Source organism: Neisseria perflava (assembly GCF_019334725.1).
GTDB classification, from domain to species: domain Bacteria; phylum Pseudomonadota; class Gammaproteobacteria; order Burkholderiales; family Neisseriaceae; genus Neisseria; species Neisseria subflava_A.
On record NZ_CP079818.1, the window covers coordinates 818,073 to 844,405 of the forward strand.

Genomic DNA, 26,333 nt, shown 5'->3' on the forward strand with positions numbered 1-26,333 from the left:
ATATGTGTAGTCGAATTGTATCCAATTAAGAACCAAACAACTTGTCAGCCGCTTGACGGGCTTTTTCTTGAATATCTTCGGTCAGATAGTTTTTCATCTGAGAATAAACCAGCGCAATGACGGCAATGTCATCGCTGAAGCCAAATGGAATCAGAAGGTCGGGAATGCTGTCGATAGGGCTGAGGAAATAAACCAGTGCGCCGACAATAATCATTTTAGCCCGTTTGGGCGTGTGTTCGGATTCCCAAAGGTAATAAAGTACATAAAGCTGTCGGACGACAGGTTTGCCCAGGCGGCCGGCAAAGCGTCCGAGTTTTTTCATAAAACCGGATGTGTCCAAGTTTCGACGGCGGAAGGAGGGGATGTAGTCTTCCGGATCGGGTGTGTTTTGATGAGGGGAGTGTGTCATGATGCAGCTTCCTTATAAGGTATGGAAACATTGTTGGTGTTGTGCTGTATTTTAGTCCATCTAGGGATAGATGAAATGTCTTTGAATGTATAACTATGTAAGAGTAGTAGTAATAATGCAATAGTAATAAGTTAAAAATGGCTTATGCCTTTGTAAAGATTAGGTATCAAGAGTGAGAATTTATCTCGCAATAGATACGATTCTCAAATCATAATGATGTTATTGTAAGTGCTTTGATGGGGAGATGGCTTAATTGCAGGAAAGTAACAAAAAAGGCTAGCCACGCAAAAAAAAAAATCTAAGAATGATTGTTTGATTTTATTAGTCTTTTGGTAAAAATCATTAGAGCATTCATAAATTGCACTGTTCAAAATGAGATAAAACAGGTAAATTATGGTTTATGTAGCTTATTGTAGTGCTGAGCTATAGGTTTTGAGCTGATAATAAATCTAGAGGAACTGACCATGTCCGCCAAATCACGCCCGGTATTTTTGGAAATTCCGAATATCCGATTGCCCATACCGGGGATTGTATCTATTCTTCACCGTATCAGCGGCGTCGGCTTATTTGTGATGCTGCCTGTTCTCTTGTATTTCTTCTCTGGAACGCTGGATCGCGAAGCGTCGTTTGAAGCATATCGTTCTGCTATTTCCAATCCGTTTGTGAAGCTGATCCTTATCGGTCTGTTGTGGGCATATCTGCACCACTTTTTTGCCGGTATCCGCTTTCTGTTTTTGGATGTGCATAAAGGCCTGGAATTAAATACTGCCCGTACTACTGCTAAAGTTGTATTTGCTTCTGCTTTGATTCTGACCGTCGTTTTGGGAGCTTTGTTATGGTAGAACGTAAATTGACAGGTGCGCATTACGGTTTGCGCGATTGGGCAATGCAACGTGCAACTGCGGTCATCATGCTGGTGTACACCGTGGTTCTTTTGGTTGTTTTGTTTACGTTGCCTAAAGAATATTCGGCATGGCAGGCATTTTTTGATCAAACTTGGGTGAAGGTGTTTACCCAAGTGAGCTTCTTGGCCGTATTCCTGCATGCATGGGTAGGTATCCGTGATTTGTGGATGGACTACATTAAGCCTTTCGGCGTGCGTTTGTTTTTACAAGTTGCCACCATCGTTTGGTTGGTAGGCTGCTTGGTGTATTCAGTTAAAGTAATTTGGGGGTAAATATGGGTTTTCCTGTTCGCAAGTTTGATGCCGTGATTGTTGGCGGTGGTGGTGCAGGTTTACGCGCAGCCCTCCAATTGTCTAAATCCGGCCTGAATTGTGCTGTTTTGTCTAAAGTCTTCCCAACCCGTTCTCATACTGTAGCGGCTCAAGGTGGTATTTCTGCTTCATTGGGTAATGTGCAGGAAGACCGTTGGGATTGGCATATGTACGATACCGTAAAAGGTTCCGACTGGTTGGGCGACCAAGATGCGATTGAGTTTATGTGTCGCGCAGCGCCTGAAGCTGTAATTGAGTTGGAACACATGGGTATGCCTTTTGACCGTGTGGAAAGTGGCAAAATCTACCAACGTCCTTTCGGTGGTCATACTGCAGAACACGGTAAACGCGCGGTAGAACGTGCATGTGCTGTTGCTGACCGTACCGGTCATGCGATGTTGCATACTTTGTACCAACAAAACGTCCGTGCCAATACACAATTCTTTGTGGAATGGACAGCGCAAGATTTGATTCGTGATGAAAACGGCGACGTAGTCGGTGTAACCGCCATGGAAATGGAAACCGGCGAAGTTTATATTTTCCACGCTAAAGCTGTGATGTTTGCTACCGGTGGTGGCGGTCGTATTTATGCTTCTTCTACCAATGCTTATATGAATACCGGTGACGGTTTGGGTATTTGTGCCCGTGCAGGTATTCCGTTGGAAGACATGGAATTCTGGCAATTCCACCCGACTGGTGTAGCCGGTGCCGGTGTATTGATTACTGAGGGTGTGCGTGGTGAGGGCGGTATTCTGTTGAATGCCGACGGCGAACGCTTTATGGAACGTTACGCACCAACCGTAAAAGACTTGGCTTCCCGTGACGTGGTTTCCCGTGCGATGGCGATGGAAATTTACGAAGGTCGCGGCTGTGGTAAAAACAAAGACCATGTATTGCTGAAAATCGACCATATCGGTGCAGAAAAAATTATGGAAAAACTGCCGGGCATCCGCGAGATTTCCATTCAGTTTGCCGGTATTGACCCGATTAAAGACCCGATTCCTGTTGTGCCGACTACCCACTATATGATGGGCGGTATTCCGACTAACTACCATGGCGAAGTTGTTGTTCCGCAAGGTGAAGATTATGAAGTGCCTGTAAAAGGTCTGTATGCGGCAGGTGAGTGCGCATGTGCTTCCGTACACGGTGCGAACCGCTTGGGTACCAACTCCCTGTTGGACTTGGTGGTATTCGGTAAAGCTGCCGGCGACAGCATGATTAAATTCATCAAAGAGCAAAGCGACTGGAAACCTCTGCCTGCTAATGCCGGTGAATTGACCCGCCAACGTATCGAGCGTTTGGATAATCAAACTGGCGGCGAAAACGTTGATGCATTGCGTCGCGAACTGCAACGCTCCGTACAACTGCACGCCGGTGTGTTCCGTACCGATGAGATTCTGAGCAAAGGCGTTCGAGAAATCATGGAGATTGCCGAGCGCGTGAAACGTACTGAAATCAAAGACAAGAGCAAAGTGTGGAATACCGCGCGTATCGAAGCTTTGGAATTGGATAATTTGATTGAAGTAGCGAAAGCGACTTTGGTGTCCGCCGAAGCGCGTAAAGAATCGCGTGGCGCACACGCTTCAGACGACCATCCTGAGCGCGATGACGAAAACTGGATGAAACATACCCTGTATCATTCAGATACCAATACTTTGTCTTACAAACCGGTACATACCAAGCCTTTGAGCGTGGAATACATCAAACCGGCCAAACGCGTTTATTGATGAGTTTTCAGACGGCCTTTATCTTAAAGGCCGTCTGAAACCTAACCATACCCACATTGAACTGCTTGAATTCATAATACAAAATCATTGGGCAGTTTATGAGAAAAGGAACACTTCTCATGGAAAAAATGAGTTTTGAAATTTACCGTTATAACCCGGACGTTGATGCCAAACCTTATATGCAACGTTACGAGTTGGAATTGGAACCAACGGACGTTAAACTTTTGGACGCTTTGGTGCGTCTGAAAGCACAAGACGATACATTGTCTTTCCGCCGTTCTTGCCGCGAAGGTATTTGCGGTTCTGACGGTATGAACATCAACGGCAAAAACGGCTTGGCATGTCTGACCGATCTGCGTGGTTTGAAACAGCCGGTTAAAATCCGCCCTCTGCCAGGTCTGCCTGTTATCCGCGACCTGATTGTGGATATGACCCAATTCTTCAAACAATATCACTCCATCAAACCTTACGTTGTCAACGATAACCCTATCGATGCGGACAAAGAGCGTCTGCAAACTCAGGAAGAGCGTAAAGAGTTGGACGGTTTGTACGAATGTATTTTGTGTGCTTGCTGCTCGACTGCCTGCCCGTCATTCTGGTGGAACCCTGATAAATTCGTTGGTCCGTCTGGTTTGCTGAATGCTTACCGTTTCATTGCGGATAGCCGTGATACCATTACTAACGAGCGTTTGGATAATCTGAACGACCCATACCGTTTGTTCCGTTGCCACACCATTATGAACTGCGTAGACGTATGTCCTAAACACTTGAATCCGACCCGAGCCATCGGTAAGATTAAAGAGATTATGTTGAAACGAGCCGTTTAAGAAATGATGGTTTTTGACGATATTGCCAAACGGAAAATCCGTTTTCAAACCCGCCGGGGATTATTGGAATTAGATTTAATCTTCGGCAGGTTCATGGAAAAAGAATTCGAGCACCTGAGTGATCAGGAGTTGTCCGAATTTTCCGAAATCCTCGAATTTCAAGACCAAGAGTTGCTTGCCTTGATTAACGGACATTCGGCGACGGACAAGAAACACCTGATTCCCATGCTTGAAAAAATCAGACAGGCATGACGTGTTATAGAGCTTGTTTGCGATGCCAATCCGAACAAGCTCTTTCCATACGGAGGCCGTCTGAAAAAAAGGACCGTGCCGCTTGGGCGGCAACGAAAGCCCCAACTTACAAAGGAGTTTAAGAATGTCTAAATCAGTCAAGCTCACCACCCCAAATCAAGAGACCTTGGAACTGCCAGTATTGGAAGCAAGTATCGGCCATGATGTGGTTGATATTCGTGCTTTGACAAAAAATACAGGTCTGTTTTCCTTCGACCCCGGATTCGTGTCAACTGCAAGTTGCGAATCCAAAATCACTTATATTGATGGCGATGAAGGTCTGTTGTATTACCGTGGTTATCCTATCGAGCAGTTGGCCGAAAAATCCGATTACTTGGAAGTTTGCTACCTGTTGATTTACGGCGAACTGCCTACCCCTGAACAGAAAAAAGAATTTGATGCCACAGTCGGTCGCCATACTATGCTGCATGAGCAGCTGACTTGGTTCTTCCGCGGTTTCCGTCGCGATGCGCATCCGATGGCGATGATGGTTGGCGTGGTTGGCGCTTTGTCTGCTTTCTATCAAGACAGCTTGGATATTGCCAATCCTGAACACCGCAAAATTGCGATTTACCGCTTAATCTCCAAAATCCCGACAATTGCAGCAATGTGTTACCGTTATTCCAACGGTCTGCCGTTCAATTATCCAAAAAATAACCTTTCCTATGCTGAAAACTTCTTGCACATGATGTTTGCGACACCATGTGAAGAATACAAACCTAATCCAGTATTGGCTCGCGCGCTCGACCGTATCTTTATTTTGCATGCCGACCATGAGCAAAACGCCTCTACTTCGACTGTACGTTTGGCCGGTTCTTCAGGCGCGAACCCATTTGCCTGTATCGCTGCCGGTATCGCCTGTCTGTGGGGTGCTTCACACGGCGGTGCAAACGAAGCTGTGTTGAAGATGCTGGACGAAATCGGCGATGTGTCTAATGTTGCTGCATACATGGAAGGTGTGAAACAACGCAAATACCGTCTGATGGGCTTCGGTCACCGCGTATACCGCAATATGGACCCTCGCGCCAACATCATGCGCGAAACCTGTTATGAAGTCTTGAAAGAATTGGGCTTGGAAGACAGTCCTAAATTCAAGCTGGCGATGGAATTGGAACAAATTGCACTGAAAGATCCATTCTTTGTTGAACGCAAGCTGTATCCAAACGTCGATTTCTACTCCGGTATTGTCTTGTCCGCATTGGGTATTCCAACTGAAATGTTTACCGTTATCTTCGCATTATCGCGCAGTGTAGGTTGGATTTCTCATTGGCATGAAATGATTAGCGATCCGACACTGAAAATCGGTCGCCCACGTCAACTGTATACCGGTGCAGAACGTCGTGATTACGTTCCGGTAGATAAACGCTAATAGACAATACATTAATATATTGTTAAAAAGTCGTTTGAAAAAATCGAATTGCCGTTTTCAATGAGGTTGGTCGTAATTAATTAAGTTGATAGCAGGTAATTTGATTTGAAATAGGGTAGAATAAAGTGTCATTTCAGACGGCCTGAATTCCGTTCGGAGAACACGGGATTCTGCCCTTTGTTTATATTTTAAAGAAAAGAGCTCACGCCATGATGGACGAAAAACTCAATTTCTCTTATCTGTTTGGTTCTAATGCGCCATACATCGAGGAGTTGTATGAAAAGTTTCTGGATAATCCAGAATCTGTCGATGAAAAATGGAAACAGTACTTTACCGATTTGAGTAAACAGCCGGGCGCAGTCGCTGTCGATGTTGCCCATACACCGATTCGTGAATCATTTGCCACTTTGGCTAAAAAGAAAATTGCCGCAGCCGTCGCAGGCGGTGTGGATGAGGCAATGATGAAAAAGCAAGTTAGCGTTTTGCGACTGATTTCTGCCTATCGTATCCAAGGCGTGGGTGCAGCCCAACTTGATCCGCTCAAACGTATCCCTCCTCAAAATATCGAAGCTCTCGATCCTAAATTCCACGGTCTGTCAGATGCCGACATGGCGCTTCAATTCAATATGGGCGAGGGCGATTTTTCCGGTCAGAGCAAACTGCCTCTGTCCCAAATCATCAGCAACCTCAAACAAACCTACTGCGGCCATATCGCATTGGAATATATCTATATTCCCAATACTGAAGAGCGTCGTTGGGTGCGCAATTATTTTGAAAGCGTATTGTCTACGCCAAGCTACAACGTTGAACAAAAACGCCGTATCTTGAAAGAGATGACTGCTGCCGAAACTCTGGAACGCTACCTGCATACCAAATATGTCGGTCAAAAACGCTTTGGTGTAGAAGGTGGCGAAAGCGCGATTGCCGGTTTGAACTATCTGATTCAAAACGCCGGTAAAGACGGTGTGGAAGAAGTCATCATCGGTATGGCACACCGTGGCCGTCTGAATGTTTTGGTTAACATTTTGGGCAAAAAACCGGCTGATCTGTTTGCTGAATTTGAAGGCCGTGCCGAAATCAAATTGCCTAGCGGCGACGTGAAATACCATATGGGCTTCAGCTCCGACATCGCTACGCCACACGGCCCAATGCACGTTTCTTTGGCATTCAACCCGTCACACTTGGAAATTGTTAACCCGGTAGTGGAAGGTTCTGCGCGCGCCAAACAAAAACGTTTGGGCGAAAACGGCCGCGATAAAGTCTTGCCGGTATTGATTCACGGTGACTCCGCATTTATCGGTTTGGGTGTTAACCAAGCGACATTCAACCTGTCTAAAACACGCGGTTATACCACCGGCGGTACCGTTCACATCGTGATCAACAACCAAATCGGCTTTACCACTTCCGATACCCGCGATACCCGTTCTACCGTACACTGTACCGATATCGCAAAAATGGTTTCCGCTCCGGTTATCCACGTGAACGGCGATGACCCTGAACGCGTTTGCTTTGCCATTCAAGCCGCTTTGGATTACCGCAAAAAATTCCATAAAGACATCGTGGTCGACGTTGTCTGCTACCGTAAATGGGGCCACAACGAGGGCGATGATCCGACCTTGACCCAACCGATGATGTACAAAAAAGTATCGCAACACCCAGGTGCGCGTGCTTTGTACACCGAGCAACTGATTGCCGAAGGCGTGGTAACTCAAGCTGAGGCTGACGGTTACATCCAAGCCTACCGTGATGCTTTGGACAAAGGCGAACATGTTGAACAAACAACTTTGAGCAACTTCCAACGCACACAAATCGACTGGAGCAAATACCAAGGCAAAGATTGGCGCGAAAAAATCGAAACTGGTTTGCCTGCCGCCGACATCGAGCGCCTTACCGAGAAATTTACCGCCGTACCGGAAGGCTTTGCCCTGCATCCGACTGCAAAACGTGTGATCGAAGCGCGTAAAGCCATGGCATCCGGCAAACAAGCCATCGACTGGGGTATGGCCGAAACCCTCGCATACGCAAGCCTGCTGACCAAAGGTCATGGCGTGCGTATCTCCGGTGAGGACTCCGGCCGCGGTACATTCTCACACCGTCATGCAGTATTGCACGATCAAAACCGTGAAAAATGGGACGACGGTACTTATGTTCCTCTGCGCCATATGGGCGAAGGCATGGGCGAGTTCCTAGTTATCGACTCCATTTTGAACGAAGAAGCCGTGATGGCGTTCGAGTACGGCTTTGCCTGCTCCGCTCCTGACAAGCTGACCATTTGGGAAGCTCAATTCGGTGACTTCGCCAACGGCGCGCAAGTGACTATTGACCAATTCCTGTCTTCAGGCGAAACCAAATGGGGTCGTTTGTGCGGTCTGACCACCATCCTGCCGCACGGTTACGACGGTCAAGGCCCTGAGCACTCTTCTGCACGCGTAGAACGTTGGTTGCAACTGTGTTCAGAGAACAATATGCAAGTCATCATGCCGTCTGAAGCATCGCAAATGTTCCACCTCTTGCAACGTCAAGTCTTGGGTTCATACCGCAAACCGCTGGTGATTTTCATGTCCAAACGCCTGTTGCGCTTCAAAGGTGCAATGAGCCCGCTGGAAAACTTCACCGAAGGTTCGACTTTCCGTCCGGTTATCGGTGATACCGCCGAACGCGCAAGCAACGACAGCGTGAAACGCGTGGTATTGTGTGCCGGTCAGGTTTACTATGACTTGGAAGCAGGCCGTACCGAGCGTAAACTGGAAGATGATGTTGCTATCGTCCGCGTTGAGCAGCTGTATCCGTTCCCATATGAAGAGGTTAAAGCTGAACTGGCGAAATATCCGAATGCAAAATCTGTGGTTTGGGCGCAAGAAGAGCCGAAAAACCAAGGCGCGTTCTACCAAATCCGCCACCGCATCGAAGACGTTATCAGCGAAGAGCAAAAACTGTCTTATGCCGGTCGTCCAAGCAGTGCATCGCCTGCAGTGGGCTACTCAAGCAAACATATTGCTCAATTGAAACAATTGGTTGAAGACGCTTTGGCGTTGTAAACCAAGTAGCATTCCGTCTGAGGCTGCTCAGGCGGAATGCCCATATGCAGAATTAAAAACACACAACAGGCCGTCTGAAAGGGCCATTGGAGACACAAAATGATTATTGATGTAAAAGTACCTATGCTGTCTGAAAGCGTATCTGAAGGCACGCTCTTGGAATGGAAGAAAAAAGTTGGCGAAGCAGTTGCCCGTGACGAAATCCTGATCGATATCGAAACTGACAAAGTGGTTTTGGAAGTACCTTCTCCACAAGCCGGCGTATTGGTTGAAATCGTAGCGCAAGACGGTGAAACCGTTGTTGCCGACCAAGTTTTGGCACGCATCGATACAGCTGCTACTGCCGCTGCTGAAGCACCAGCCGCCGCGCCTGCCGAAGCTGCCCCAGCCGCTGCTCCTGCTGCTGCACAAAACAACGCCGCTATGCCTGCCGCCGCCAAACTGGCTGCCGAGACCGGTGTTGACGTGAACGCATTGCAAGGTTCTGGCCGTGACGGTCGCGTATTGAAAGAAGACGTACAAAATGCCGCTGCCAAACCTGCAGCAGCCGCAGCCCCTGCCGTTGCACTTCCTGCCGGCGCACGTCCTGAAGAACGCGTACCAATGAGCCGCCTGCGTGCCCGTGTTGCAGAACGCCTCCTGGCTTCTCAACAAGAAAACGCCATTCTGACTACATTCAACGAAGTCAACATGAAACCGATCATGGACTTACGTGCGAAGTACAAAGATAAATTCGAGAAAGAACACGGCGTAAAACTGGGCTTTATGTCCTTCTTCGTTAAAGCCGCTGTTGCCGCCCTGAAAAAATACCCGGTTGTGAATGCTTCTGTTGACGGCAAAGACATCGTTTACCACGGCTACTTCGACATTGGTATCGCAATTGGCAGCCCACGCGGTTTGGTTGTGCCAATCCTGCGTGATGCCGACCAAATGAGCATTGCCGACATCGAACAAGCAATTGTTGATTACGCGAAAAAAGCCAAAGACGGCAAAATCGCTATCGAAGATCTGACCGGCGGTACATTCAGTATTACCAACGGTGGTACTTTCGGTTCTATGATGTCTACCCCGATCATCAACCCGCCTCAATCTGCGATTTTGGGTATGCACGCTACTAAAGAGCGCGCTGTGGTTGAAAACGGTCAAGTTGTTGTCCGTCCAATGATGTATCTGGCTCTGTCTTACGACCACCGTATTATTGACGGCCGAGAAGCTGTATTGACCTTGGTAGCCATTAAAGACGCGTTGGAAGACCCAGCTCGCCTGTTGTTGGATCTTTAATCGTTTCAGACGGCCTTTTATTTATTAATGAAAAGGCCGTCTGAATTTTTATTTAGATGTAGCGTAATGTAGTATCGTGCTACAATAGGCTCAACGAACGATTGAGGCCGTCTGAAACATTTGATTCGAATGAATCGACAGATATGGACTTTCAGACGGCCTTTTCTTAAAACCATCAAAACGCAGTCATTCAAAATAAAAAAGAAACAAAAAGTATCGTTTTTATTTTGAGATACTGCCAAAAGCAAAGGATGACACGATGTCTCAATATGATGTAGTAGTGATTGGTGCAGGCCCGGGTGGATACGTTGCCGCCATCCGTGCCGCGCAACTGGGTTTCAAAACCGCTTGCGTCGACGCAGGCGTTAACAAAGCAGGCAATGCCCCTGCATTGGGCGGTACTTGCTTAAACGTAGGCTGTATTCCTTCCAAAGCCCTGTTGCAATCCAGCGAACATTTCCACGCGGCGCAACATGATTTTGCTGAACACGGTATCACTGTCGGCGACGTAAAATTCGACGCGGCCAAAATGATTGAGCGCAAAGATGCCATCGTGACCAAACTGACCGGCGGCGTGAAATTCCTGTTCCAAAAAAACAAAGTAACCAGCCTGTTCGGTACTGCTTCCTTTGCCGGTAAAAATGGCGATGCTTACCAAATCGAAGTCGATAACAAAGGCGAGAAAACCGTTATCGAAGCCAAACACGTCATCGTAGCCACCGGTTCCGTACCGCGTCCGCTGCCACAAGTCGCTATCGACAATGTGAACGTATTGGACAACGAAGGTGCATTGAACCTGACCGAAGTACCTGCCAAACTCGGCGTGATCGGTTCCGGCGTGATTGGTTTGGAAATGGGTTCCGTATGGAACCGCGTGGGTGCAGAAGTTACCATTCTTGAAGCTGCGCCGACCTTCTTGGCTGCCGCCGACCAACAAATCGCCAAAGAAGCCTTCAAATACTTCACTAAAGAGCAAGGCCTGAGCATTGAATTGGGCGTGAAAATCGGCGACATCAAATCCGAAGGCAAAGGCGTTTCCGTTGCTTACGAAACTGCTGCCGGCGAAGCCAAAACCGAAGTATTCGACAAACTGATCGTTGCCATCGGCCGTATTCCAAACACCAAAGGCCTGAACGCGGAAGCCGTAGGCTTGGAAAAAGACGAGCGCGGCTTTATCAAAGTAGATGGCGAATGCCGTACCAACCTGCCTAACGTATGGGCAATCGGCGACGTGGTCCGCGGCCCAATGTTGGCACACAAAGCCAGCGACGAAGGCGTTGCCGTTGCTGAGCGCATTGCCGGTCAAAAACCGCATATCGACTTCAACAACGTACCGTTTGTTATTTACACCGACCCTGAAATCGCTTGGGTGGGTAAAACCGAAGAGCAGCTCAAAGCCGAAGGCGTGGAGTACAAAAAAGGTACTTCAGGTTTCGGTGCAAACGGTCGCGCATTGGCAATGGGCAAAGCCAAAGGTACGGTTAAAGTGTTGGCAGATGCCAAAACCGACCGTATCTTGGGCGTACACATGATCGGCCCGGTTGTCAGCGAATTGGTTACCGAAGGCGTGACTGCGCTCGAATTCTTCGCCAGCAGCGAAGACATCGCCCGCATTATCCATGCCCACCCAACCTTGTCCGAAGTGGTTCACGAAGCTGCATTGGCGGCTGACAAACGCGCTTTGCACGGTTGATAGACATTAAGGCCGTCTGAAACTTTTCAGACGGCCTTAAGGCCTCCGACAAATTGAATGTTTCGAGAGCTTCGTTTTCTGATTTATAATTCCATCAGACAAACAAACAGCATTTACATTCGTTATGAACAAAGAAATAGTCGGTATTTTCTTTATACCGATGGGCATCATCAGCATGTGTATGGCCGCATTGTGGCAAATGTATGTGATGATGACCGAAACTTATACGCTCAACCGTTTCAAAGATAAAGAATTGGTTTGGCGCGTGGCATTGTTGTTTATCAGTTTCAGCCTTGCCGTTTATCTGCTCTGCCCGAATTCGCGTAAAAAAGGCATTGTCTTTTTTATTCTCGGAGGAGGTGGCGCAACCATGTATCTGCTGGCGCGGATGTGGTTGCCCTTCAGTAAATAGTAGGGCCGTCTGAAAATATGGGATTGGCCGCAGGGCGATTCCTAAAACCCACTCACCTTAAGGAGAAATCCATGAATTTACACGAGTATCAGGCTAAAGAACTGCTGGCTAGCTACGGTTTGCCCGTACAAGGCGGTATTTTGGCACACAACGGCGAAGAAGCCGCTGCAGCTTACGACAAATTGGGCGGCAAATTCGCTGTTGTCAAAGCACAAGTACACGCCGGCGGCCGCGGTAAAGCGGGCGGCGTAAAAGTCGTTAAAAGCCGCGAAGAAGCTAAAGAAGTGGCTGAAAGCCTGATTGGTACCAACTTGGTAACTTACCAAACCGATGCCAACGGCCAACCTGTCAACAGCGTTTTGGTTTGCGAAGACATGTATCCGGTTCAAACCGAGCTGTACTTGGGCGCAGTGGTTGACCGTTCTACCCGCCGCGTTACATTCATGGCTTCTACCGAAGGCGGCGTGGAAATCGAAAAAGTTGCTGCCGAAACTCCAGAAAAAATCTTCAAAGTAACCGTTGATCCGCTGGTCGGCCTGCAACCTTGCCAAGCTCGCGAAGTTGCCTTCCAACTGGGCTTGAAAGACAAACAAATCAACGAGTTCGTCAAACTGATGACCGGAGCGTACAAAGCGTTTGTCGAAAACGACTTCGCCCTGTTTGAAGTAAACCCATTGGCAGTCCGTGAAAACGGCGACTTGGCCTGTGTGGACGGCAAAATCGGTATCGACAGCAACGCGCTCTACCGCCTGCCGAAAATTGCCGCTTTGCGCGACAAATCTCAAGAAAACGAACGTGAGCTGAAAGCTTCTGAATTCGACCTGAACTATGTTGCCCTGGAAGGCAACATCGGCTGTATGGTTAACGGCGCAGGTTTGGCGATGGCCACTATGGACATCATCAAACTGAAAGGCGGCCAACCTGCCAACTTCTTGGACGTTGGTGGCGGCGCAACCAAAGACCGCGTGGTTGAAGCGTTCAAACTGATTCTGGAAGACAAATCCGTTAAAGGCGTATTGATCAACATCTTCGGCGGTATCGTACGTTGCGACATGATTGCGGAAGCCATCGTGGCAGCCGTTAAAGAAATCAACGTCAACGTTCCTGTCGTTGTTCGTTTGGAAGGTAACAACGCCGAACTCGGCGCGAAAATCCTGAACGAATCAGGTCTGAAACTGACTTCTGCAGACGGCCTGAATGACGCAGCCGAAAAAATTGTTGCAGCCGTAAACGCCTAAGGAGAAAAGAATGAGCGTATTGATTAATAAAGACACCAAAGTATTGGTTCAAGGTTTCACCGGTAAAAACGGTACTTTCCACTCCGAACAAGCTCTGGCTTACGGCACTAAAGTTGTCGGCGGCGTTACCCCGGGCAAAGGCGGTCAAACCCACCTGAACCTGCCTGTGTTCAACACCATGAAAGAAGCCGTTAAAGAAACCGGCGCAGACGCATCTGTAATTTACGTTCCCGCTCCGTTTGTTTTGGATTCTATCGTTGAAGCCGTAGATTCAGGCGTAGGCTTGGTCGTTGTGATTACCGAAGGCGTGCCTACTCTGGACATGCTCAAAGCCAAACGCTATCTGGAAACCAACGGCAACGGCACACGTTTGGTCGGCCCTAACTGCCCTGGCGTAATTACTCCGGGTGAGTGCAAAATTGGCATTATGCCGGGCCACATCCACCAACCTGGCCGCATCGGTATTATTTCCCGTTCCGGTACATTGACTTACGAAGCCGTGGCACAAACCACCAAACTGGGTTTGGGTCAATCAACCTGTATCGGTATCGGCGGCGACCCGATTCCTGGTATGAACCAAATCGACGCACTGAAACTCTTCCAAGAAGACCCAGATACCGACGCCATCATCATGATCGGTGAAATCGGCGGTACTGCGGAAGAAGAAGCAGCCGAATACATCCAATCCAACGTAACCAAACCTGTTGTAGGTTACATTGCTGGTGTTACCGCTCCTAAAGGCAAACGTATGGGCCACGCCGGTGCGATTATTTCCGGCGGTAAAGGTACTGCCGAAGAAAAATTCGCCGCTTTCGAAAAAGCCGGTATCGCTTACACCCGCAGCCCTGCCGAGTTGGGCACTACCATGCTGGAAGTGTTGAAAGCAAAAGGTTTGGCATAAGACTTAAGTCTTTAAGCTGAATGGAAAAGGCCGTCTGAAGTTTTCAGACGGCCTTTTTTTAAATTTCATTTGTTTGTTTTCAGAATAAGGACTTAATTTTATTTAAATTAACGTTTATTTGGAAATAAATGGTTATAATGTTATTAACAGATGAATAATCTGTAACCATATCAATCTATAGGAGAGTATGTATTATGAAAAAACATAATTTTGAAAAACGTCGTGATGCTTTGTTGGAAGATATCCGAGAAGTAATGGATGATGTGGACGAACTGTACCGCAATGGTGTTGAAGCCGGTTCGGAAGAAGGTAGTAAAATTCGCGCTAAATTGGAAGCAAAATTGGCAGAAGCCAAAGAGCGTTTTAGCAGCTTCGAAGAAGAGATTAGCGAACGATTTAAAGATGGTAAAGAGCTTTTTTCCGATTTAGAATCAGATGCTGGGGCGTGCTTGAAACGCGGTGCCAAACAAGCTGATGAAGTGGTGCATGAAAAACCATATTATGCGATGGGTTTTGCCGCATTGGCCGGTTTGGTTGTCGGTGTGTTGTTGAACCGCCGTTAATGTGAATATGTTAAGGCCGTCTGAACAGGCGTGTACATGAAATCATGGATTTCATTGCGCTGTGCAGACGGCCTTAGCCTTATTTTTCCTGGAAAAAAGGATAATCGAGATGGGAATTCGCCAGCGTTTTGAACATGGCAAGGCTTTGTTGAATCAGGGCGCGGATTTGCTGCTGCTGCGTTTGCAGGTATTGAGCTTGGATTTGACGCGTCAGGCGGAGAATGTGTTCCGGTTGGCGATCTGGCTGGTGTTGTCCGGCGCGCTGTTGATGGTGGGCTTGGTTGGTTTGCTGTTCGGTTTGAACCGCGTGCTGTCTGATGTGGCCGCTTTGTGGGTATTTTTCGGCATTTTCTTCATGAGCCTGCTGATTATTGCAGTATTGTTCCGCAAAGTATCGGCAGATTATCGGGAGCAGGGCAGTCGTGTGGCTGAAACCTTGCAGGATATTCGATCGGACATTGCGTATTTGCGCGGTGAGATAGACAAGGATGCGGACGATGAAGCAACAGGTGTATAGAGTTTTTTAAGAATATTAGAATATGTCAATTCTATTGCAAATGCCGTCATAGATAGACATAAAAATATTCTCGTAGCTTTTAAGATACTCTTGAAACCTTGATTAGGCACTTGCTCTCTAATGATAAGGGGTTGTCCTCAAATAATCAGTAAAAAAAGATTTGTTCTGGTTATCTATAGCAGGGTAGTTCCAGTAATATTAATTTGGGGATAGAGTTTTATCAGTATATGAAGGTTGTTAGAAAATTTAAATGATAGGCAATCACCATTTTCATCCAAATATAGCTTCGACAGATCTTCTAGATAAAGATCAATGACAATATGCTCTTTTCTGTAAAACAAGAGTCTGACAGAATTTACTGTCAGATCAAAGCTTAAAGTAAATCGTTCATCACCGTTAACAAACTTAACGGTCTGAATAACATCGTCTATTTCGCAATCAAACCCATAAATAGACATAAACTCATTACAATTTGGAATCACTAATTTAGCATTATTCATTCTGGTTCCCTCCTTTGAGTATTATGGTAGCAGAAGATCTCGAGTTGTTATTTCTTATTGGAAAAAGACTCTCAAATTTTTAACTTTTTAGGACATTTACATTTTCTTTTGTTTAAGCCTTATGTTTTCCTGAAAAGAGATAATATTGAGATAGCATTGTCAAATCTGGTGGCTTTGAGGATATTTTTAGGTATTTTTTATGAAGCTGTTGATTATACTGTATCATTTTAAACAGTATCGGCAGATTATCGGGAGCAGGGCAGTCGTGTGGCTGAAACCTTGCAGGATATTCGATCGGATATTGCGTATTTGCGCAGTGAGATAGATAAGGATGCGGACGATGAAGCAACAGGAGTATGAAGAAGCGCGCGAGCTGCTTCTTTTGGAAGCCAAGCTGGTGCGGCTGCGGATTGAAGCGGAAAATTTGAAACTGCGTAAAGCGGAAGAAGGTAATGCTCGGCAGACTAATCGCTTGGTAATGTTGGCCGATGTGGCGTATCAGTTGAGTCAAACGCGTTTGCTGTCTCAACGTGCTTTGTTTTCTACATCGCGCCGTCGGCATTGGATTTGGCTGGTATTGGCGGTCATAGTGGGTTTATCGAGATAATCGAGGGCGGAGGTTTGGTCAAAATGATATTTGCGGCGAGTTGTTGGCTCGTGGGAGCCGCTTGTTGAGGACGCTGCGTCATTGTGTTGCCGAAACTGAGACTTTATCTATGTTGAGTATTTTTTACAAAAGACACCGGCCGTCTGAACATTTCAGACGGCCTCAATGTTTGGAGTTTCAGATATAATGGCGGCAATTTTGAAATTATTAAATGAAGGATAAGTGATGAACCGTTTATATCCCCACCCGATTATCGCCCGTGAGGGCTGGCCGATTATCGGCGGCGGTTTGGCTTTGAGCCTGCTGGTGTCGATGTGTTGCGGCTGGTGGTCTTTGCCGTTTTGGGTGTTTACCGTATTTGCTTTGCAGTTTTTCCGCGACCCTGCGCGTGAGATTCCGCAAAATCCTGAAGCGGTGTTGAGCCCTGTTGACGGTCGTATCGTGGTGGTTGAGCGCGCACGCGATCCGTATCGTGATGTCGATGCTTTGAAAATCAGTATTTTTATGAACGTGTTCAACGTGCATTCGCAAAAATCGCCTGCCGATTGTACGGTAACGAAAGTGGTCTATAACAAAGGCAAATTCGTGAATGCGGATTTGGATAAAGCCAGCACGGAAAACGAACGCAATGCGGTGTTGGCGACTACGGCTTCTGGTCGTGAAATTACTTTTGTTCAAGTGGCCGGTTTGGTGGCGCGTCGTATTTTGTGCTACACCCAAGCCGGTGCGAAACTGTCTCGCGGCGAACGCTATGGCTTTATCCGCTTTGGTTCGCGCGTGGATATGTATCTGCCTGTCGATGCGCAGGCGCAAGTGGCGATTGGCGATAAAGTTACCGGCGTCAGCACTGTATTGGCGCGTTTGCCGCTGACTGCGCCGCAAGCTGAATCTGATCCTAAAGCCGCAGCTCCACAAGCTGCGCCTGCTTCACAAGCGGCTCCGGTTGAAACAGTGGCAAGCCAATCTACCGAGCAACAGCAAATCGAAGCAGCGGCGGCTAAGATTCAAGCGGCTGTGCAAGATGTGTTGAAAGATTAATAGTCAGTTTTGAATGATTGGTTAAAACAAGAAAAAGGTTTTCAGACGGCCGTCTGAAAACCTTTTTTGTTTGCCTGTCCGATTTTAAAACTTCACGTTTACACCGCCGGTAAAGCTGCGGCCCATTTGCGGCGTATCAGAGAGGAAGCTGCTGTGGGCGTAAACGGATTGGTTGAGCAGGTTGTCGGCTTTGACGTACCAATTCCACTCACCATAGCGCGTATTGCGGCGATAGTTTGCGCCGAGGTTGAGCATATGGTGTCCGGGCGTGCGCGTTTCGTAGCGGGCGAGTTTGTTTTGGGCGAACACGCGGTAGTAGTCCAAGTTGGCATCGATGCGGTCGGTCAGTGAGGCTTTCAGGTGGACGCCGAGGCGCGCAGCCGGAACACGGGGGGCGTTTTGGTTATCCTGTGCGATGAAAGGACGGTTGCCGTAGGCATCTTCCCTACCGGGTAGGGACGGTAGGTTTTTCAGACGGCCTCGTACATAGTCACCGGAAACGCCGATGCGGTAGCGCGGTGTCGGTTTGAAGTAGATTTCACCTTCCGCGCCGTAGAAGTCGGCGCCGGATTGGTTGTAACGCACAAGCTTCATTTCGCTGTCGTTTTCGATGGATTTGGGGCCGCGTCCGTCGTTTAAGGTTTGGGCGTAAATGTAGTTGTCGAAGCGGTTGCGGTAGAGCGCCAGATTGTATTGCCAGCGTTCGCCTTCGTAGCCCAGCGCGAGTTCGATATTGTTGGAACGCTCTTTGTTGAGGTGTTTGTTGCCGACTTCAAAGGTATTGGTGGCAACGTGTTTGCCGTGTGCGTACAGCTCTTGCGTTGACGGCAGGCGTTCCTGATGGGAGGCGGTCAGGCTGAGTTTGTGGTGTGGCGTGAAATACCAGTTGCCCGAAAGTGCGAACGAGCGGGCGGTTTGGCGGTGCGCGCCGAGGTCGGGTAGGGGTTGGTTGTAGTAGTTTTCCCGATCAATCAATGCTTTGTCGTACTGGATGGAGGCTTTTTGTTTTTCCACGCGTACGCCGCCTTCTAGCGTGAAGTTGTCCCAGTTTGCCTGTTCTACACCGAAAAAGCTGTAATGGCGGACATTGTTGTCAATCAACATCGGTTGTTGGACGGTTTCGGGAATGGCGGAAAGCGCGCTGGATTTTTGTCCCAAATATTGCACGCCCCAGCTGCCTTTCAGACGGCCTATGGGTTGGTGGCGCAACTCGATACGGGCGTTGTGTGTTTTATTGTTGAAGAAGTTTTCCACCGCGTCGCCCGCTTTTTCGTCGTGGTGGTAGTCGTTGCGGTTCAGGTGTACGCGCAGGGCTTCAAAACCTGGGAGCGGCTGCTTCCATTCGGCGCGGAGTTCGTAGCGTTTGTTGCGCAGGTCTATCCACGGTTTGCCGTTGTGGGCATGGGTGTGTGCATTATCGTCGTCGTGGAAGCCGCAGCTCAAGCCCGGATTGTCGTAATCGACGTCTTCTTCGGTCAACAGGTGCGGATAAAGCTGCAAATAGCGTTTGTTAATCAAACTCTTTTGCCAGATGATGTCGGCGTGGCAATCATCGTATTCGTGGCTGTGGGCAGGCAGGCCGTATTGGTCGCGACGGTCGCTGTACGCTACGCCGAGGAAACCTTTATCACCCACCCAAGACAGGCCGATGCTGCCTGTTTTTGAATCGGCATGGCTGTCGGGCAGTCGTTTCAGACGGCCTTCTTCTTTTTGATAGCGCGGTACGGCGTAATCGCCTGATTTGCGGTACAAGCCTTCGGTATGCAGCACGAAGTTGTTGCCCAGTCCGATATTGATGCCTGCGGATGTTAGTTTTTCCAAATTGCCGCTGCTCAAACGCAATCCAGCTTCGCCCGATACGCCGTTTTCAGGCATTTTTTCGGGGATTTTGCCATCGGCAACATCGACCAAACCGGCTACATTGCCCGAGCTGTACAAGAGCGTAACCGGACCGCGTAGGATTTCGACCTGTTGCGACAAGGCGCTGTCCACCATCAAGGCATGGTCGGGAGAGAAGTCTGCCATGTCGCCCGTTTCGCCGTGATGGTTCAATACTTTAATCCGTCTGCCTGTTTGACCGCGAATAACGGGAGCGGACGCGCCGCCGCCGTATTGCGAGGCATGAATGCCCGGTACGCCGTCTAAAGCATCGCCCAAGTTGACGGCTTTTTGGCGCAAGGTATCGCCGGAGATGATTTTGTCGGAGGCGGTCGAAGTGTGCAACAGCCCCGAAGTGGCGCGCGGACGGCTTTTGCCGACAACGGTAACCTCGTCCAAGTCCACCGACTGATCGGTTTCATGCGCTTGGGAGAGAATGGGGGTGCTGATTAAAAGAATAGATAAAACAATGGGTTTGAGTGTGGTTTGTGTCATTTTAGTTTCTCATCATATTTCGAAAGGCTGTTATTATATAACATTTCATCATTAATATAACAAGAATTTAAGAAGTAAATCGCATTTGATGCTGAAAAACAGTCAAGCCAAAGCTCATACAAACAGTGAAAAACCAAAGGTCGTCTGAAGCCCAATATCTTGAAAATGATAAAAAAGATGGAAACAACGGCGGCGCACCATCCCCCCGTTTGCTTGGAACGAATCATGCTGCCTAAACAGCAAAAAAGGTCGTCTGAAAACGTAATATGGTTTTCAGACGACCTTGTCGGTTTGATAACTGCTATTTGGCGGCTTGGGCGGTTTAGATCGGGAAAAAACGCGCTTCGTAATTTTCGATGTTCAAATGAGTTCAAGGGATTTAGACATAAAAGTCCTTAACAGTTGGTTAGACATTGTATAAATCAATGTTTAACCAACTGTTAAGGGGTGCTTGCTGACTATTTAACAGATACTAGAAAGTTATTGATAAAATTCTAAAACAGCTTTAGCAGTGTCATACAATATAAACAATGCATAAATAAATACTGTTAATAACAAAATTTCCAAACTGGCATTAATAATAGTCGGATTCCAAGCCCAATCTATTTTTTTCGATAAAATAGAAAGAACTAGACCACTACCTATCAAAGCAATTTGTTCACGAATAGACAACAACATTTGTGATTTGGTAGCACCAAAGATTTCATTAACTTTTTTTTGATGTTCTCGACTGATTTCATACATTTTTGACAAAATGACAGCTATTGTTGCAGTGTTAATAGCCATCAAAGTAACCAGAATATTGAGCAAATTGTCCTGCATGAATTCTCTGACAAAAGAAATCCCAAATAATGCTTGAATGGCACAAATAACCACAGCAATGACAAAAGATTTGGCAAAGGTGTCAGCAATAGTTTTAATCATTTTCTCTACAAGAATCTTGAATTTTGTCAACAAGGTTATAGGGGTGATATTCAATAGTAATCTCATCAACCGTTAAACTAGAGTGTTCAGTTTTGACGTTGGTAATTGCTTTGACACCTTTATACTTTACTCTAATATTTCCACCTCCTTTACTGCTGTAATCTACCAGTTCAGGAAGTTGCGGCATACTGGGTGAAATATTCAAAGTACCATTTTCGGGAGCAGTCAAAGTCAATTCTGTTGTGGCAGAATTGGACATTTTAGCTATGGCTTTTAATTCTTCACTTAATGACTGAGAAATAGAAGCCATGTTAGGTGTAACTATTTTGAAGATAACCTTTTCTAAGTTGCGACCTTCAATAAATTCCCAAAAGGATTTCTTATCAAATATCGGATTGATTTGCACATTTAAATTATGAATAGCAAGTATTTCATTTAAACGTTTTTCCAAGGTTGCTGCTAATGAATTAGTACTATGAAATGCTATTGGTCGATATTCAATAGCAATAATTTGTTGCTCTGGGTCATTCCAAATAAGTACAAACGCACTTGGCCAATTTTCTTCGGAAACCGATTCAAAATTTTCTGTTTCTCTCTTCAATCGCTTACGTGTAGCAACTTTAAATACAAAAAGTTGCTCACTTTCATCTGCATGGGTACTTGGGAAAATTTGCTTAATTCTTATCTTTCTAGTCGTTTCTTCATATAAATTCAAATCACTCTGCAGGATAAGATTATTAAAGGCTTCGATAAAAAATGCATTTTTATTTTGGATTACTTCTTCAACTGTCATATCCCCAAAAGGCAGACGTTCTTGAATGCGTTCATTCGAAATAATTTGATAGCGATATAAGTGAAAAAGACGGTTAGCCATAATTGATTGAACTCAAGAATAAAACAAGTTCAATCATAACATGATTTAATATAGAAACAATGGTTACTCTAACCCGATTACAGTACCTGAAGCAGCCGAAATCTTGTGTCTAGGTTTCGGCTGTTGGATAAATGGGTTATTTTGTAAAGGTCTTAGTTTGGGCAGCAGCAGTTTCGGCAATCAGATCAAGGAAGACCAACGGCTTTTTGCCGATATTTTTGAGTGCGTGGGACTGGCCGGGGCGGGCGATGGTAATGTCTCCGGCGCCGACTTCGGTTTGTTTGCCTTCGCTGTCGGTAAACAGGCCTTTGCCCGATACGATGATGTAGACGTCTTCATTGCCGGTATGTTTGTGCTGACCGATGGAAGCGCCCGGCGGCAGTGTCAGCCAGCCGATTTCTTTGAATGCGTCTTGGTCGGCGGTTTGATGGCGCGTGAAGGCAAAGCTGCCGAGCAAGGGGCCTTGGCCTCCGGCTGCGTTTTCGCGGTTCCATTCAGTTAAGTCGGCTTTTTTGTACACTTGGATGCTGCGGTCGGTGGGGGCGGTTTGTTCGGTAGCTTGAGCGCTTATGGATGTGCCGAGCAGAAGGGCAACAGATAATGCGGCAAATAGTGGTTTCATGGTGGTTCTCCGTTTGTCAGGTTGAGTCAGATAATGCGGATTCCGTTTTCAGACGGCCTGCGGGGTTGAAATGTGTAACCCCGCAGGCTTTCCCCAAGATTTATTTCACATTGCGCAGATAGTTCAACAATAAAGGAACAGGGCGGCCGGTCGCGCCTTTTTCTCCGCCGGATTTCCATGCGGTACCTGCGATGTCGAGGTGTGCCCATGGATAGTCTTCGGTAAAGTAAGACAGGAATGTTGCGGCGGTAATCGTGCCTGCACCCGGCGTACCGATGTTTGGAATGTCGGCAAAGTTGGATTTGAGTTGGTCTTTGTAGGTTTCAAAGAGCGGCAGTTGCCATGCTTTGTCGTCCACGTTGCGGGAAGCAGTCAGCAGGCTGTCGACCAAATCTTGATTGTTGCCCATCACGCCGCTGACGTCATGACCCAGGGCGATGATGCACGCGCCGGTTAGAGTGGCGACGTCGATGACGGCTTTGGGCTTGAACTGCTCGGCGTAAGTGAGCGCGTCGCACAAAATCAGACGGCCTTCGGCATCGGTGTTCAACACTTCGATGGTCAAGCCTTTCATGCTTTTCACGACGTCGCCCGGTTTGTTGGCCGCGCCGGAAGGCATGTTTTCACAAGTGGCGACGACGGCAATCAGGTTGATCGGCAGTTGCAGTTTGACGGCGGCGCAGAAGGTGCTGATGACGGTTGCCGCGCCGCACATGTCGAACTTCATTTCGTCCATGTTCAGGCCGGGTTTGAGGGAAATGCCGCCGGTATCGAAGGTAATGCCTTTGCCGACCAATACCACAGGCGCGGCTTCTTTGTCGGCCGCACCGAAATAGCTCAGTTCGACTAAATATGGATCCTCGACACTGCCTTTGGCGACAGACCAGAACGAACCCATGTTTTCTTTGATGTAGTCTTTTTCAATGATTTTGGCGTGTGCACCCAATTTTTCGGCTTCGGCTTTGGCAGTACGCGCGAGGAATTCAGGCGTGCATTCGTTCGGCGCGGCATTGCCCAAGTCGCGGCAGAGGCTTTGTCCGTAAACTTGCGCTTCGGCAATGCGCAGGGCTTCTTTGACGGCGGCTTCGTGTGCGCTGTGGAACACGGCTTCTGCAAATTTGGCCGGTTTGGCTTCTTTTTTGTAGCGGTCGAAACGGTAGGCGGCATTGCCGAAAGCAATCGCAAACGCTTCGGCAACGGCGGCGGCTTGCGCTTCTTCAAAGGCGTGAACGTCCACATTGACCGTTTCTTGATTTTGCGCCCATTTGGCGGCTTCGGCTGCAGCTTTGTTCAATGCGGCGCGGTCGGTTTTTTCGAGGCGGGCGATGGCAATGGCCTGCAAACCGTTGTCCGTCGGGATTTTGGTGTCGGCGAAATTTTGACCTTCTTCAAGGGAAGCGAAGAGGGCGAGGGCAGTCGGGTTGTTCAGTTGCGATGCTTCGGTGCAGACAAATAATTGCGCACCTGCCTGTTGAGCCTGCAAAGTTTCGGCTTTTGTGCTAAATTTCACGTTTATTCTCCTGATTGGAACGGTTGTCAGTTGTTCAGACGGCCTGTGACCAACCGTCCGAACAGATGAAAATCATTGTACTCCATTTGTGTCATGCCGTCTGAAGCCTTATTAATAAATATAGGTTTCCCATAAACCGTATACCACGCTCAATCTTATGATTTACCAAAGAAACTTTATTAAAGAACTTTCCTTTACTGCCGTCGGCATCTTTGTCGTCCTCTTGGCGGTATTGGTGTCTACGCAGGCCATCAACCTGCTTGGCCGCGCAGCCGACGGGCGTGTCGCCATCGATGCCGTGTTGGCCTTAGTCGGCTTCTGGGTAATCGGCATGACCCCGCTTTTGCTGGTGTTGACCGCATTTATCAGTACGTTGACCGTATTGACCCGCTACTGGCGCGATAGCGAGATGTCGGTCTGGCTTTCTTGCGGATTGGCATTGAAACAATGGATACGCCCGGTCATGCAGTTTGCCGTGCCGTTTGCCATTTTGATTGCCGTCATGCAGCTTTGGGTGATGCCGTGGGCAGAGTTGCGCAGCCGCGAATATGCTGAAATTTTGAAGCAGAAGCAGGAATTGTCTTTGGTGGAAGCCGGCGAGTTCAATAACTTGGGCAAGCGCAACGGCAGGGTTTATTTTGTCGAAACCTTCGATACCGAATCCGGCATCATGAAAAACCTCTTCCTGCGCGAGCAGGACAAAAACGGCAACGACAACATTGTTTTTGCCAAAGAGGGCAATTTTTCGTTGACCGACAACAAACGCACGCTTGAATTGCGTGACGGCTACCGTTACAGCGGTACGCCCGGCAAAGCCGATTACAACCGCGTTTCTTTCCAACACCTCAGCCTGATTATCAGCACCACGCCCAAACTCATCGACCCTGTATCACACCGCCGCACCATTCCGACTGCCCAACTGATTGGCAGCAGCAATCCCCAACACCAAGCGGAATTGATGTGGCGTATTTCCTTGACCGTCAGCGTTTTGTTGTTGTGCCTGCTTGCCGTGCCGCTTTCCTATTTCAATCCGCGCAGCGGCCATACCTACAATATCCTGATTGCCATCGGTTTATTTTTGGTTTACCAAAACGGGCTGACTTTCCTGCGCAATGCTGTGGAAGACGGCAAAATCCATTTTTGGCTCGGACTGCTGCCTATGCACATCATCATGTTTGTGATTGCCGTCGTCCTGCTGCGCGTGCGCAGTATGCCCAGCCAACCCTTCTGGCAGGCGGTTGCCAAAAGTCTGACATTGAAAGGCGGAAAATGAACCTGATTTCACGTTACATCATCCGTCAAATGGCGGTTATGGCGGTTTACGCCCTCCTTGCCTTCCTCGCTTTGTACAGCTTTTTTGAAATCATCAACGAAGTCGGCGATCTTGGAAAAGGCAGCTATAACGGCGCAAAATTGGGGCAGTATGTTTTAATGCAGATGCCTGCGCGCGCATATGAACTGATGCCGCTTGCCGTTTTGATCGGCGGCCTGATTTCCCTCAGCCAACTGGCTTCCGGCAGCGAGCTGACCGTTATCAAAGCCAGCGGCATGAGCACCAAAAAGCTGCTGTTGATTCTGTCGCAGTTCGGTTTGATTTTCGCCATTGCCACCGTTGCGCTCGGCGAATGGGTTGCCCCCGCGCTGAGCCAAAAAGCCGAAAACATCAAAGCCGCCGCCATCAACGGCAAAATCAGTACCGGCAATACCGGCCTTTGGCTGAAAGAAAAAAACAGTATTATCAACGTGCGCGAAATGTTGCCCGACCATACGCTTTTGGGCATCAAAATTTGGCAGCGCAACGATAAAAACGAACTGACCCAAGCGGCAGAAGCCGAATCCGCCGTTTTGAATCCTGACGGCAGCTGGCAGCTGAAAAATATACGCCGCAGCATATTGGGCGAAGATAAAGTCGAGGTTTCTACTGCTGCCGAAGAAAACTGGCCGATTTCCGTCAAACGCAACCTGATGGATGTATTGCTCGTCAAGCCCGACCAAATGTCTGTCGGCGAATTGACCACTTATATCGACCATCTGGAAAAAAACAACCAAAATACCCAAGTCTATGCCATCGCATGGTGGCGCAAGCTGGTGTATCCCGTTGCCGCATGGGTGATGGCGCTTGTTGCCTTTGCCTTTACCCCGCAAACCACGCGCCACGGCAATATGGGCTTGAAACTCTTCGGCGGTATCTGCCTTGGTTTGCTGTTCCACTTTGCCGGACGGCTCTTCGGCTTTACCAGTCAGTTGTACGGCGTGCCGCCGTTTTTGGCGGGCGCATTGCCGACGGTTTTGTTTGCACTGTTGGCGGTGTATCTGATACGTCGTCAGGAAAAAAGATAAGGCAAAATAAACTTCAGGCCGTCTGAAAGGCAATCTTCAGACGGCCTGAGTATTTTGTGTGCA

The 26,333-nt window shown here is 47.9% G+C and carries 25 protein-coding genes; 18 read left to right on the plus strand and 7 right to left on the minus strand.

Features of this window, described 5'->3' with window-relative positions:
- Window positions 1–25: 25 nt before the first annotated feature.
- Window positions 26–409 carry a YkvA family protein gene (locus LPB400_RS03965; protein WP_039861948.1) on the minus strand — a complete coding sequence of 128 codons (384 nt, stop codon included), beginning with the start codon at window positions 407–409 and terminating at the stop codon, window positions 26–28.
- A gap of 464 nt (window positions 410–873) precedes the next feature.
- Between LPB400_RS03965 and sdhC the strand changes: the two genes are divergently transcribed.
- The 14 genes from sdhC (at window position 874) to LPB400_RS04035 (ending at window position 15,482) form a co-directional block, all read left to right on the plus strand.
- A complete protein-coding gene (sdhC, locus tag LPB400_RS03970; protein WP_004519263.1) occupies window positions 874–1,251 on the plus strand; it encodes a succinate dehydrogenase, cytochrome b556 subunit in 378 nt (125 codons plus the stop codon).
- On the plus strand, window positions 1,245–1,586 hold the full coding sequence (gene sdhD, locus LPB400_RS03975) for a succinate dehydrogenase, hydrophobic membrane anchor protein (RefSeq protein ID WP_004519264.1): 342 nt from the start codon (window positions 1,245–1,247) through the stop codon (window positions 1,584–1,586). The genes sdhC and sdhD overlap by 7 nt, the downstream gene beginning before the upstream one ends.
- Before the next feature lie 2 nt (window positions 1,587–1,588).
- Window positions 1,589–3,352 carry a succinate dehydrogenase flavoprotein subunit gene (sdhA, locus tag LPB400_RS03980; protein WP_070461322.1) on the plus strand — a complete coding sequence of 588 codons (1,764 nt, stop codon included), beginning with the start codon at window positions 1,589–1,591 and terminating at the stop codon, window positions 3,350–3,352.
- Between the two features lie 119 nt (window positions 3,353–3,471).
- Window positions 3,472–4,179, plus strand: a complete 708-nt coding sequence (locus tag LPB400_RS03985; protein WP_002241462.1) for a succinate dehydrogenase iron-sulfur subunit — start codon at window positions 3,472–3,474, stop codon at window positions 4,177–4,179.
- A 3-nt stretch (window positions 4,180–4,182) separates the two neighbouring features.
- Entirely contained in the window at window positions 4,183–4,431 is a 249-nt protein-coding gene (locus tag LPB400_RS03990; RefSeq protein ID WP_003678830.1) for a succinate dehydrogenase assembly factor 2, read from the plus strand.
- Window positions 4,432–4,555: 124 nt separating this feature from the next.
- Complete coding sequence (gene gltA / locus LPB400_RS03995) at window positions 4,556–5,839, plus strand: citrate synthase (RefSeq protein WP_219089471.1); 1,284 nt, start codon at window positions 4,556–4,558, stop codon at window positions 5,837–5,839.
- A gap of 209 nt (window positions 5,840–6,048) precedes the next feature.
- Window positions 6,049–8,877: a 2-oxoglutarate dehydrogenase E1 component gene (locus LPB400_RS04000; RefSeq protein WP_219089474.1), complete on the plus strand. Its 2,829-nt coding sequence runs from the start codon at window positions 6,049–6,051 to the stop codon at window positions 8,875–8,877.
- A 99-nt stretch (window positions 8,878–8,976) separates the two neighbouring features.
- Window positions 8,977–10,158, plus strand: coding sequence for a 2-oxoglutarate dehydrogenase complex dihydrolipoyllysine-residue succinyltransferase (odhB, locus tag LPB400_RS04005; RefSeq protein WP_063075931.1), 1,182 nt, complete (start codon window positions 8,977–8,979; stop codon window positions 10,156–10,158).
- Window positions 10,159–10,417: 259 nt separating this feature from the next.
- Window positions 10,418–11,851 (plus strand): dihydrolipoyl dehydrogenase, encoded by a 1,434-nt coding sequence (gene lpdA / locus LPB400_RS04010; RefSeq protein ID WP_002217382.1) that lies wholly within the window; start codon window positions 10,418–10,420, stop codon window positions 11,849–11,851.
- Between the two features lie 124 nt (window positions 11,852–11,975).
- On the plus strand, window positions 11,976–12,263 hold the full coding sequence (locus tag LPB400_RS04015; RefSeq protein ID WP_004519272.1) for a hypothetical protein: 288 nt from the start codon (window positions 11,976–11,978) through the stop codon (window positions 12,261–12,263).
- Between the two features lie 71 nt (window positions 12,264–12,334).
- Window positions 12,335–13,501: an ADP-forming succinate--CoA ligase subunit beta gene (sucC, locus tag LPB400_RS04020; protein ID WP_049352726.1), complete on the plus strand. Its 1,167-nt coding sequence runs from the start codon at window positions 12,335–12,337 to the stop codon at window positions 13,499–13,501.
- Between the two features lie 10 nt (window positions 13,502–13,511).
- Window positions 13,512–14,402, plus strand: a complete 891-nt coding sequence (sucD, locus tag LPB400_RS04025) for a succinate--CoA ligase subunit alpha (RefSeq protein WP_003678822.1) — start codon at window positions 13,512–13,514, stop codon at window positions 14,400–14,402.
- A 194-nt stretch (window positions 14,403–14,596) separates the two neighbouring features.
- Window positions 14,597–14,965 (plus strand): DUF883 family protein, encoded by a 369-nt coding sequence (locus LPB400_RS04030; protein ID WP_063068023.1) that lies wholly within the window; start codon window positions 14,597–14,599, stop codon window positions 14,963–14,965.
- Between the two features lie 109 nt (window positions 14,966–15,074).
- A complete protein-coding gene (locus LPB400_RS04035; RefSeq protein WP_219089475.1) occupies window positions 15,075–15,482 on the plus strand; it encodes a phage holin family protein in 408 nt (135 codons plus the stop codon).
- 173 nt (window positions 15,483–15,655) lie between these two features.
- On the opposite strand, the gene LPB400_RS04040 is transcribed toward LPB400_RS04035, so the two are convergent.
- Complete coding sequence (locus tag LPB400_RS04040; RefSeq protein ID WP_219089477.1) at window positions 15,656–15,982, minus strand: hypothetical protein; 327 nt, start codon at window positions 15,980–15,982, stop codon at window positions 15,656–15,658.
- Window positions 15,983–16,322: 340 nt separating this feature from the next.
- On the opposite strand from LPB400_RS04040, the gene LPB400_RS04045 reads away from it, so the two are divergent.
- Both LPB400_RS04045 and LPB400_RS04050 read left to right on the plus strand, forming a co-directional pair.
- Complete coding sequence (locus LPB400_RS04045; protein WP_219089479.1) at window positions 16,323–16,589, plus strand: hypothetical protein; 267 nt, start codon at window positions 16,323–16,325, stop codon at window positions 16,587–16,589.
- A 225-nt stretch (window positions 16,590–16,814) separates the two neighbouring features.
- Window positions 16,815–17,627: a phosphatidylserine decarboxylase gene (locus LPB400_RS04050; RefSeq protein WP_219089481.1), complete on the plus strand. Its 813-nt coding sequence runs from the start codon at window positions 16,815–16,817 to the stop codon at window positions 17,625–17,627.
- Window positions 17,628–17,711: 84 nt separating this feature from the next.
- On the opposite strand, the gene znuD is transcribed toward LPB400_RS04050, so the two are convergent.
- From znuD to LPB400_RS04075, 5 genes are all read right to left on the minus strand, one after another.
- Complete coding sequence (znuD, locus tag LPB400_RS04055; protein WP_219089483.1) at window positions 17,712–20,000, minus strand: TonB-dependent zinc receptor ZnuD; 2,289 nt, start codon at window positions 19,998–20,000, stop codon at window positions 17,712–17,714.
- 480 nt (window positions 20,001–20,480) lie between these two features.
- Window positions 20,481–20,924, minus strand: a complete 444-nt coding sequence (locus LPB400_RS04060) for a hypothetical protein (RefSeq protein WP_070461331.1) — start codon at window positions 20,922–20,924, stop codon at window positions 20,481–20,483.
- Window positions 20,917–21,798, minus strand: coding sequence for a hypothetical protein (locus LPB400_RS04065; RefSeq protein WP_141743138.1), 882 nt, complete (start codon window positions 21,796–21,798; stop codon window positions 20,917–20,919). Before LPB400_RS04065 ends, LPB400_RS04060 begins: the two co-directional genes overlap by 8 nt.
- A gap of 136 nt (window positions 21,799–21,934) precedes the next feature.
- Window positions 21,935–22,420 (minus strand): cupin domain-containing protein, encoded by a 486-nt coding sequence (locus LPB400_RS04070; RefSeq protein ID WP_070461333.1) that lies wholly within the window; start codon window positions 22,418–22,420, stop codon window positions 21,935–21,937.
- A gap of 100 nt (window positions 22,421–22,520) precedes the next feature.
- Window positions 22,521–23,930: a leucyl aminopeptidase gene (locus tag LPB400_RS04075; RefSeq protein ID WP_219089485.1), complete on the minus strand. Its 1,410-nt coding sequence runs from the start codon at window positions 23,928–23,930 to the stop codon at window positions 22,521–22,523.
- Window positions 23,931–24,087: 157 nt separating this feature from the next.
- Here LPB400_RS04075 and lptF point away from each other — a divergent pair, with 157 nt between their 5' ends.
- Complete coding sequence (gene lptF / locus LPB400_RS04080; protein WP_003686055.1) at window positions 24,088–25,203, plus strand: LPS export ABC transporter permease LptF; 1,116 nt, start codon at window positions 24,088–24,090, stop codon at window positions 25,201–25,203.
- The gene (gene lptG, locus LPB400_RS04085; protein ID WP_219089487.1) at window positions 25,200–26,270 is read left to right on the plus strand and encodes an LPS export ABC transporter permease LptG; all 1,071 of its coding nucleotides are present in this window, start codon (window positions 25,200–25,202) and stop codon (window positions 26,268–26,270) included. The genes lptF and lptG overlap by 4 nt, the downstream gene beginning before the upstream one ends.
- Window positions 26,271–26,333 lie beyond the last annotated feature (63 nt).

What these genes read in the sequence shown, in the direction of transcription:
- LPB400_RS03965 (WP_039861948.1), bottom strand. Translation starts at nt 409, where the DNA reads ATGACACACTCCCCTCATCAAAACACACCCGATCCGGAAGACTACATC.
- sucD (WP_003678822.1), top strand. Translation starts at nt 13,512, where the DNA reads ATGAGCGTATTGATTAATAAAGACACCAAAGTATTGGTTCAAGGTTTC.
- sdhC (WP_004519263.1), top strand. Translation starts at nt 874, where the DNA reads ATGTCCGCCAAATCACGCCCGGTATTTTTGGAAATTCCGAATATCCGA.
- sdhD (WP_004519264.1), top strand. Translation starts at nt 1,245, where the DNA reads ATGGTAGAACGTAAATTGACAGGTGCGCATTACGGTTTGCGCGATTGG.
- LPB400_RS04065 (WP_141743138.1), bottom strand. Translation starts at nt 21,798, where the DNA reads ATGGCTAACCGTCTTTTTCACTTATATCGCTATCAAATTATTTCGAAT.
- LPB400_RS04060 (WP_070461331.1), bottom strand. Translation starts at nt 20,924, where the DNA reads ATGATTAAAACTATTGCTGACACCTTTGCCAAATCTTTTGTCATTGCT.
- sdhA (WP_070461322.1), top strand. Translation starts at nt 1,589, where the DNA reads ATGGGTTTTCCTGTTCGCAAGTTTGATGCCGTGATTGTTGGCGGTGGT.
- gltA (WP_219089471.1), top strand. Translation starts at nt 4,556, where the DNA reads ATGTCTAAATCAGTCAAGCTCACCACCCCAAATCAAGAGACCTTGGAA.
- lptF (WP_003686055.1), top strand. Translation starts at nt 24,088, where the DNA reads ATGATTTACCAAAGAAACTTTATTAAAGAACTTTCCTTTACTGCCGTC.
- odhB (WP_063075931.1), top strand. Translation starts at nt 8,977, where the DNA reads ATGATTATTGATGTAAAAGTACCTATGCTGTCTGAAAGCGTATCTGAA.
- LPB400_RS04000 (WP_219089474.1), top strand. Translation starts at nt 6,049, where the DNA reads ATGATGGACGAAAAACTCAATTTCTCTTATCTGTTTGGTTCTAATGCG.
- LPB400_RS04035 (WP_219089475.1), top strand. Translation starts at nt 15,075, where the DNA reads ATGGGAATTCGCCAGCGTTTTGAACATGGCAAGGCTTTGTTGAATCAG.
- LPB400_RS03990 (WP_003678830.1), top strand. Translation starts at nt 4,183, where the DNA reads ATGATGGTTTTTGACGATATTGCCAAACGGAAAATCCGTTTTCAAACC.
- LPB400_RS04050 (WP_219089481.1), top strand. Translation starts at nt 16,815, where the DNA reads ATGAACCGTTTATATCCCCACCCGATTATCGCCCGTGAGGGCTGGCCG.
- znuD (WP_219089483.1), bottom strand. Translation starts at nt 20,000, where the DNA reads ATGACACAAACCACACTCAAACCCATTGTTTTATCTATTCTTTTAATC.
- LPB400_RS04070 (WP_070461333.1), bottom strand. Translation starts at nt 22,420, where the DNA reads ATGAAACCACTATTTGCCGCATTATCTGTTGCCCTTCTGCTCGGCACA.
- sucC (WP_049352726.1), top strand. Translation starts at nt 12,335, where the DNA reads ATGAATTTACACGAGTATCAGGCTAAAGAACTGCTGGCTAGCTACGGT.
- LPB400_RS04030 (WP_063068023.1), top strand. Translation starts at nt 14,597, where the DNA reads ATGAAAAAACATAATTTTGAAAAACGTCGTGATGCTTTGTTGGAAGAT.
- lpdA (WP_002217382.1), top strand. Translation starts at nt 10,418, where the DNA reads ATGTCTCAATATGATGTAGTAGTGATTGGTGCAGGCCCGGGTGGATAC.
- LPB400_RS04040 (WP_219089477.1), bottom strand. Translation starts at nt 15,982, where the DNA reads ATGAATAATGCTAAATTAGTGATTCCAAATTGTAATGAGTTTATGTCT.
- LPB400_RS04015 (WP_004519272.1), top strand. Translation starts at nt 11,976, where the DNA reads ATGAACAAAGAAATAGTCGGTATTTTCTTTATACCGATGGGCATCATC.
- LPB400_RS04045 (WP_219089479.1), top strand. Translation starts at nt 16,323, where the DNA reads ATGAAGCAACAGGAGTATGAAGAAGCGCGCGAGCTGCTTCTTTTGGAA.
- lptG (WP_219089487.1), top strand. Translation starts at nt 25,200, where the DNA reads ATGAACCTGATTTCACGTTACATCATCCGTCAAATGGCGGTTATGGCG.
- LPB400_RS03985 (WP_002241462.1), top strand. Translation starts at nt 3,472, where the DNA reads ATGGAAAAAATGAGTTTTGAAATTTACCGTTATAACCCGGACGTTGAT.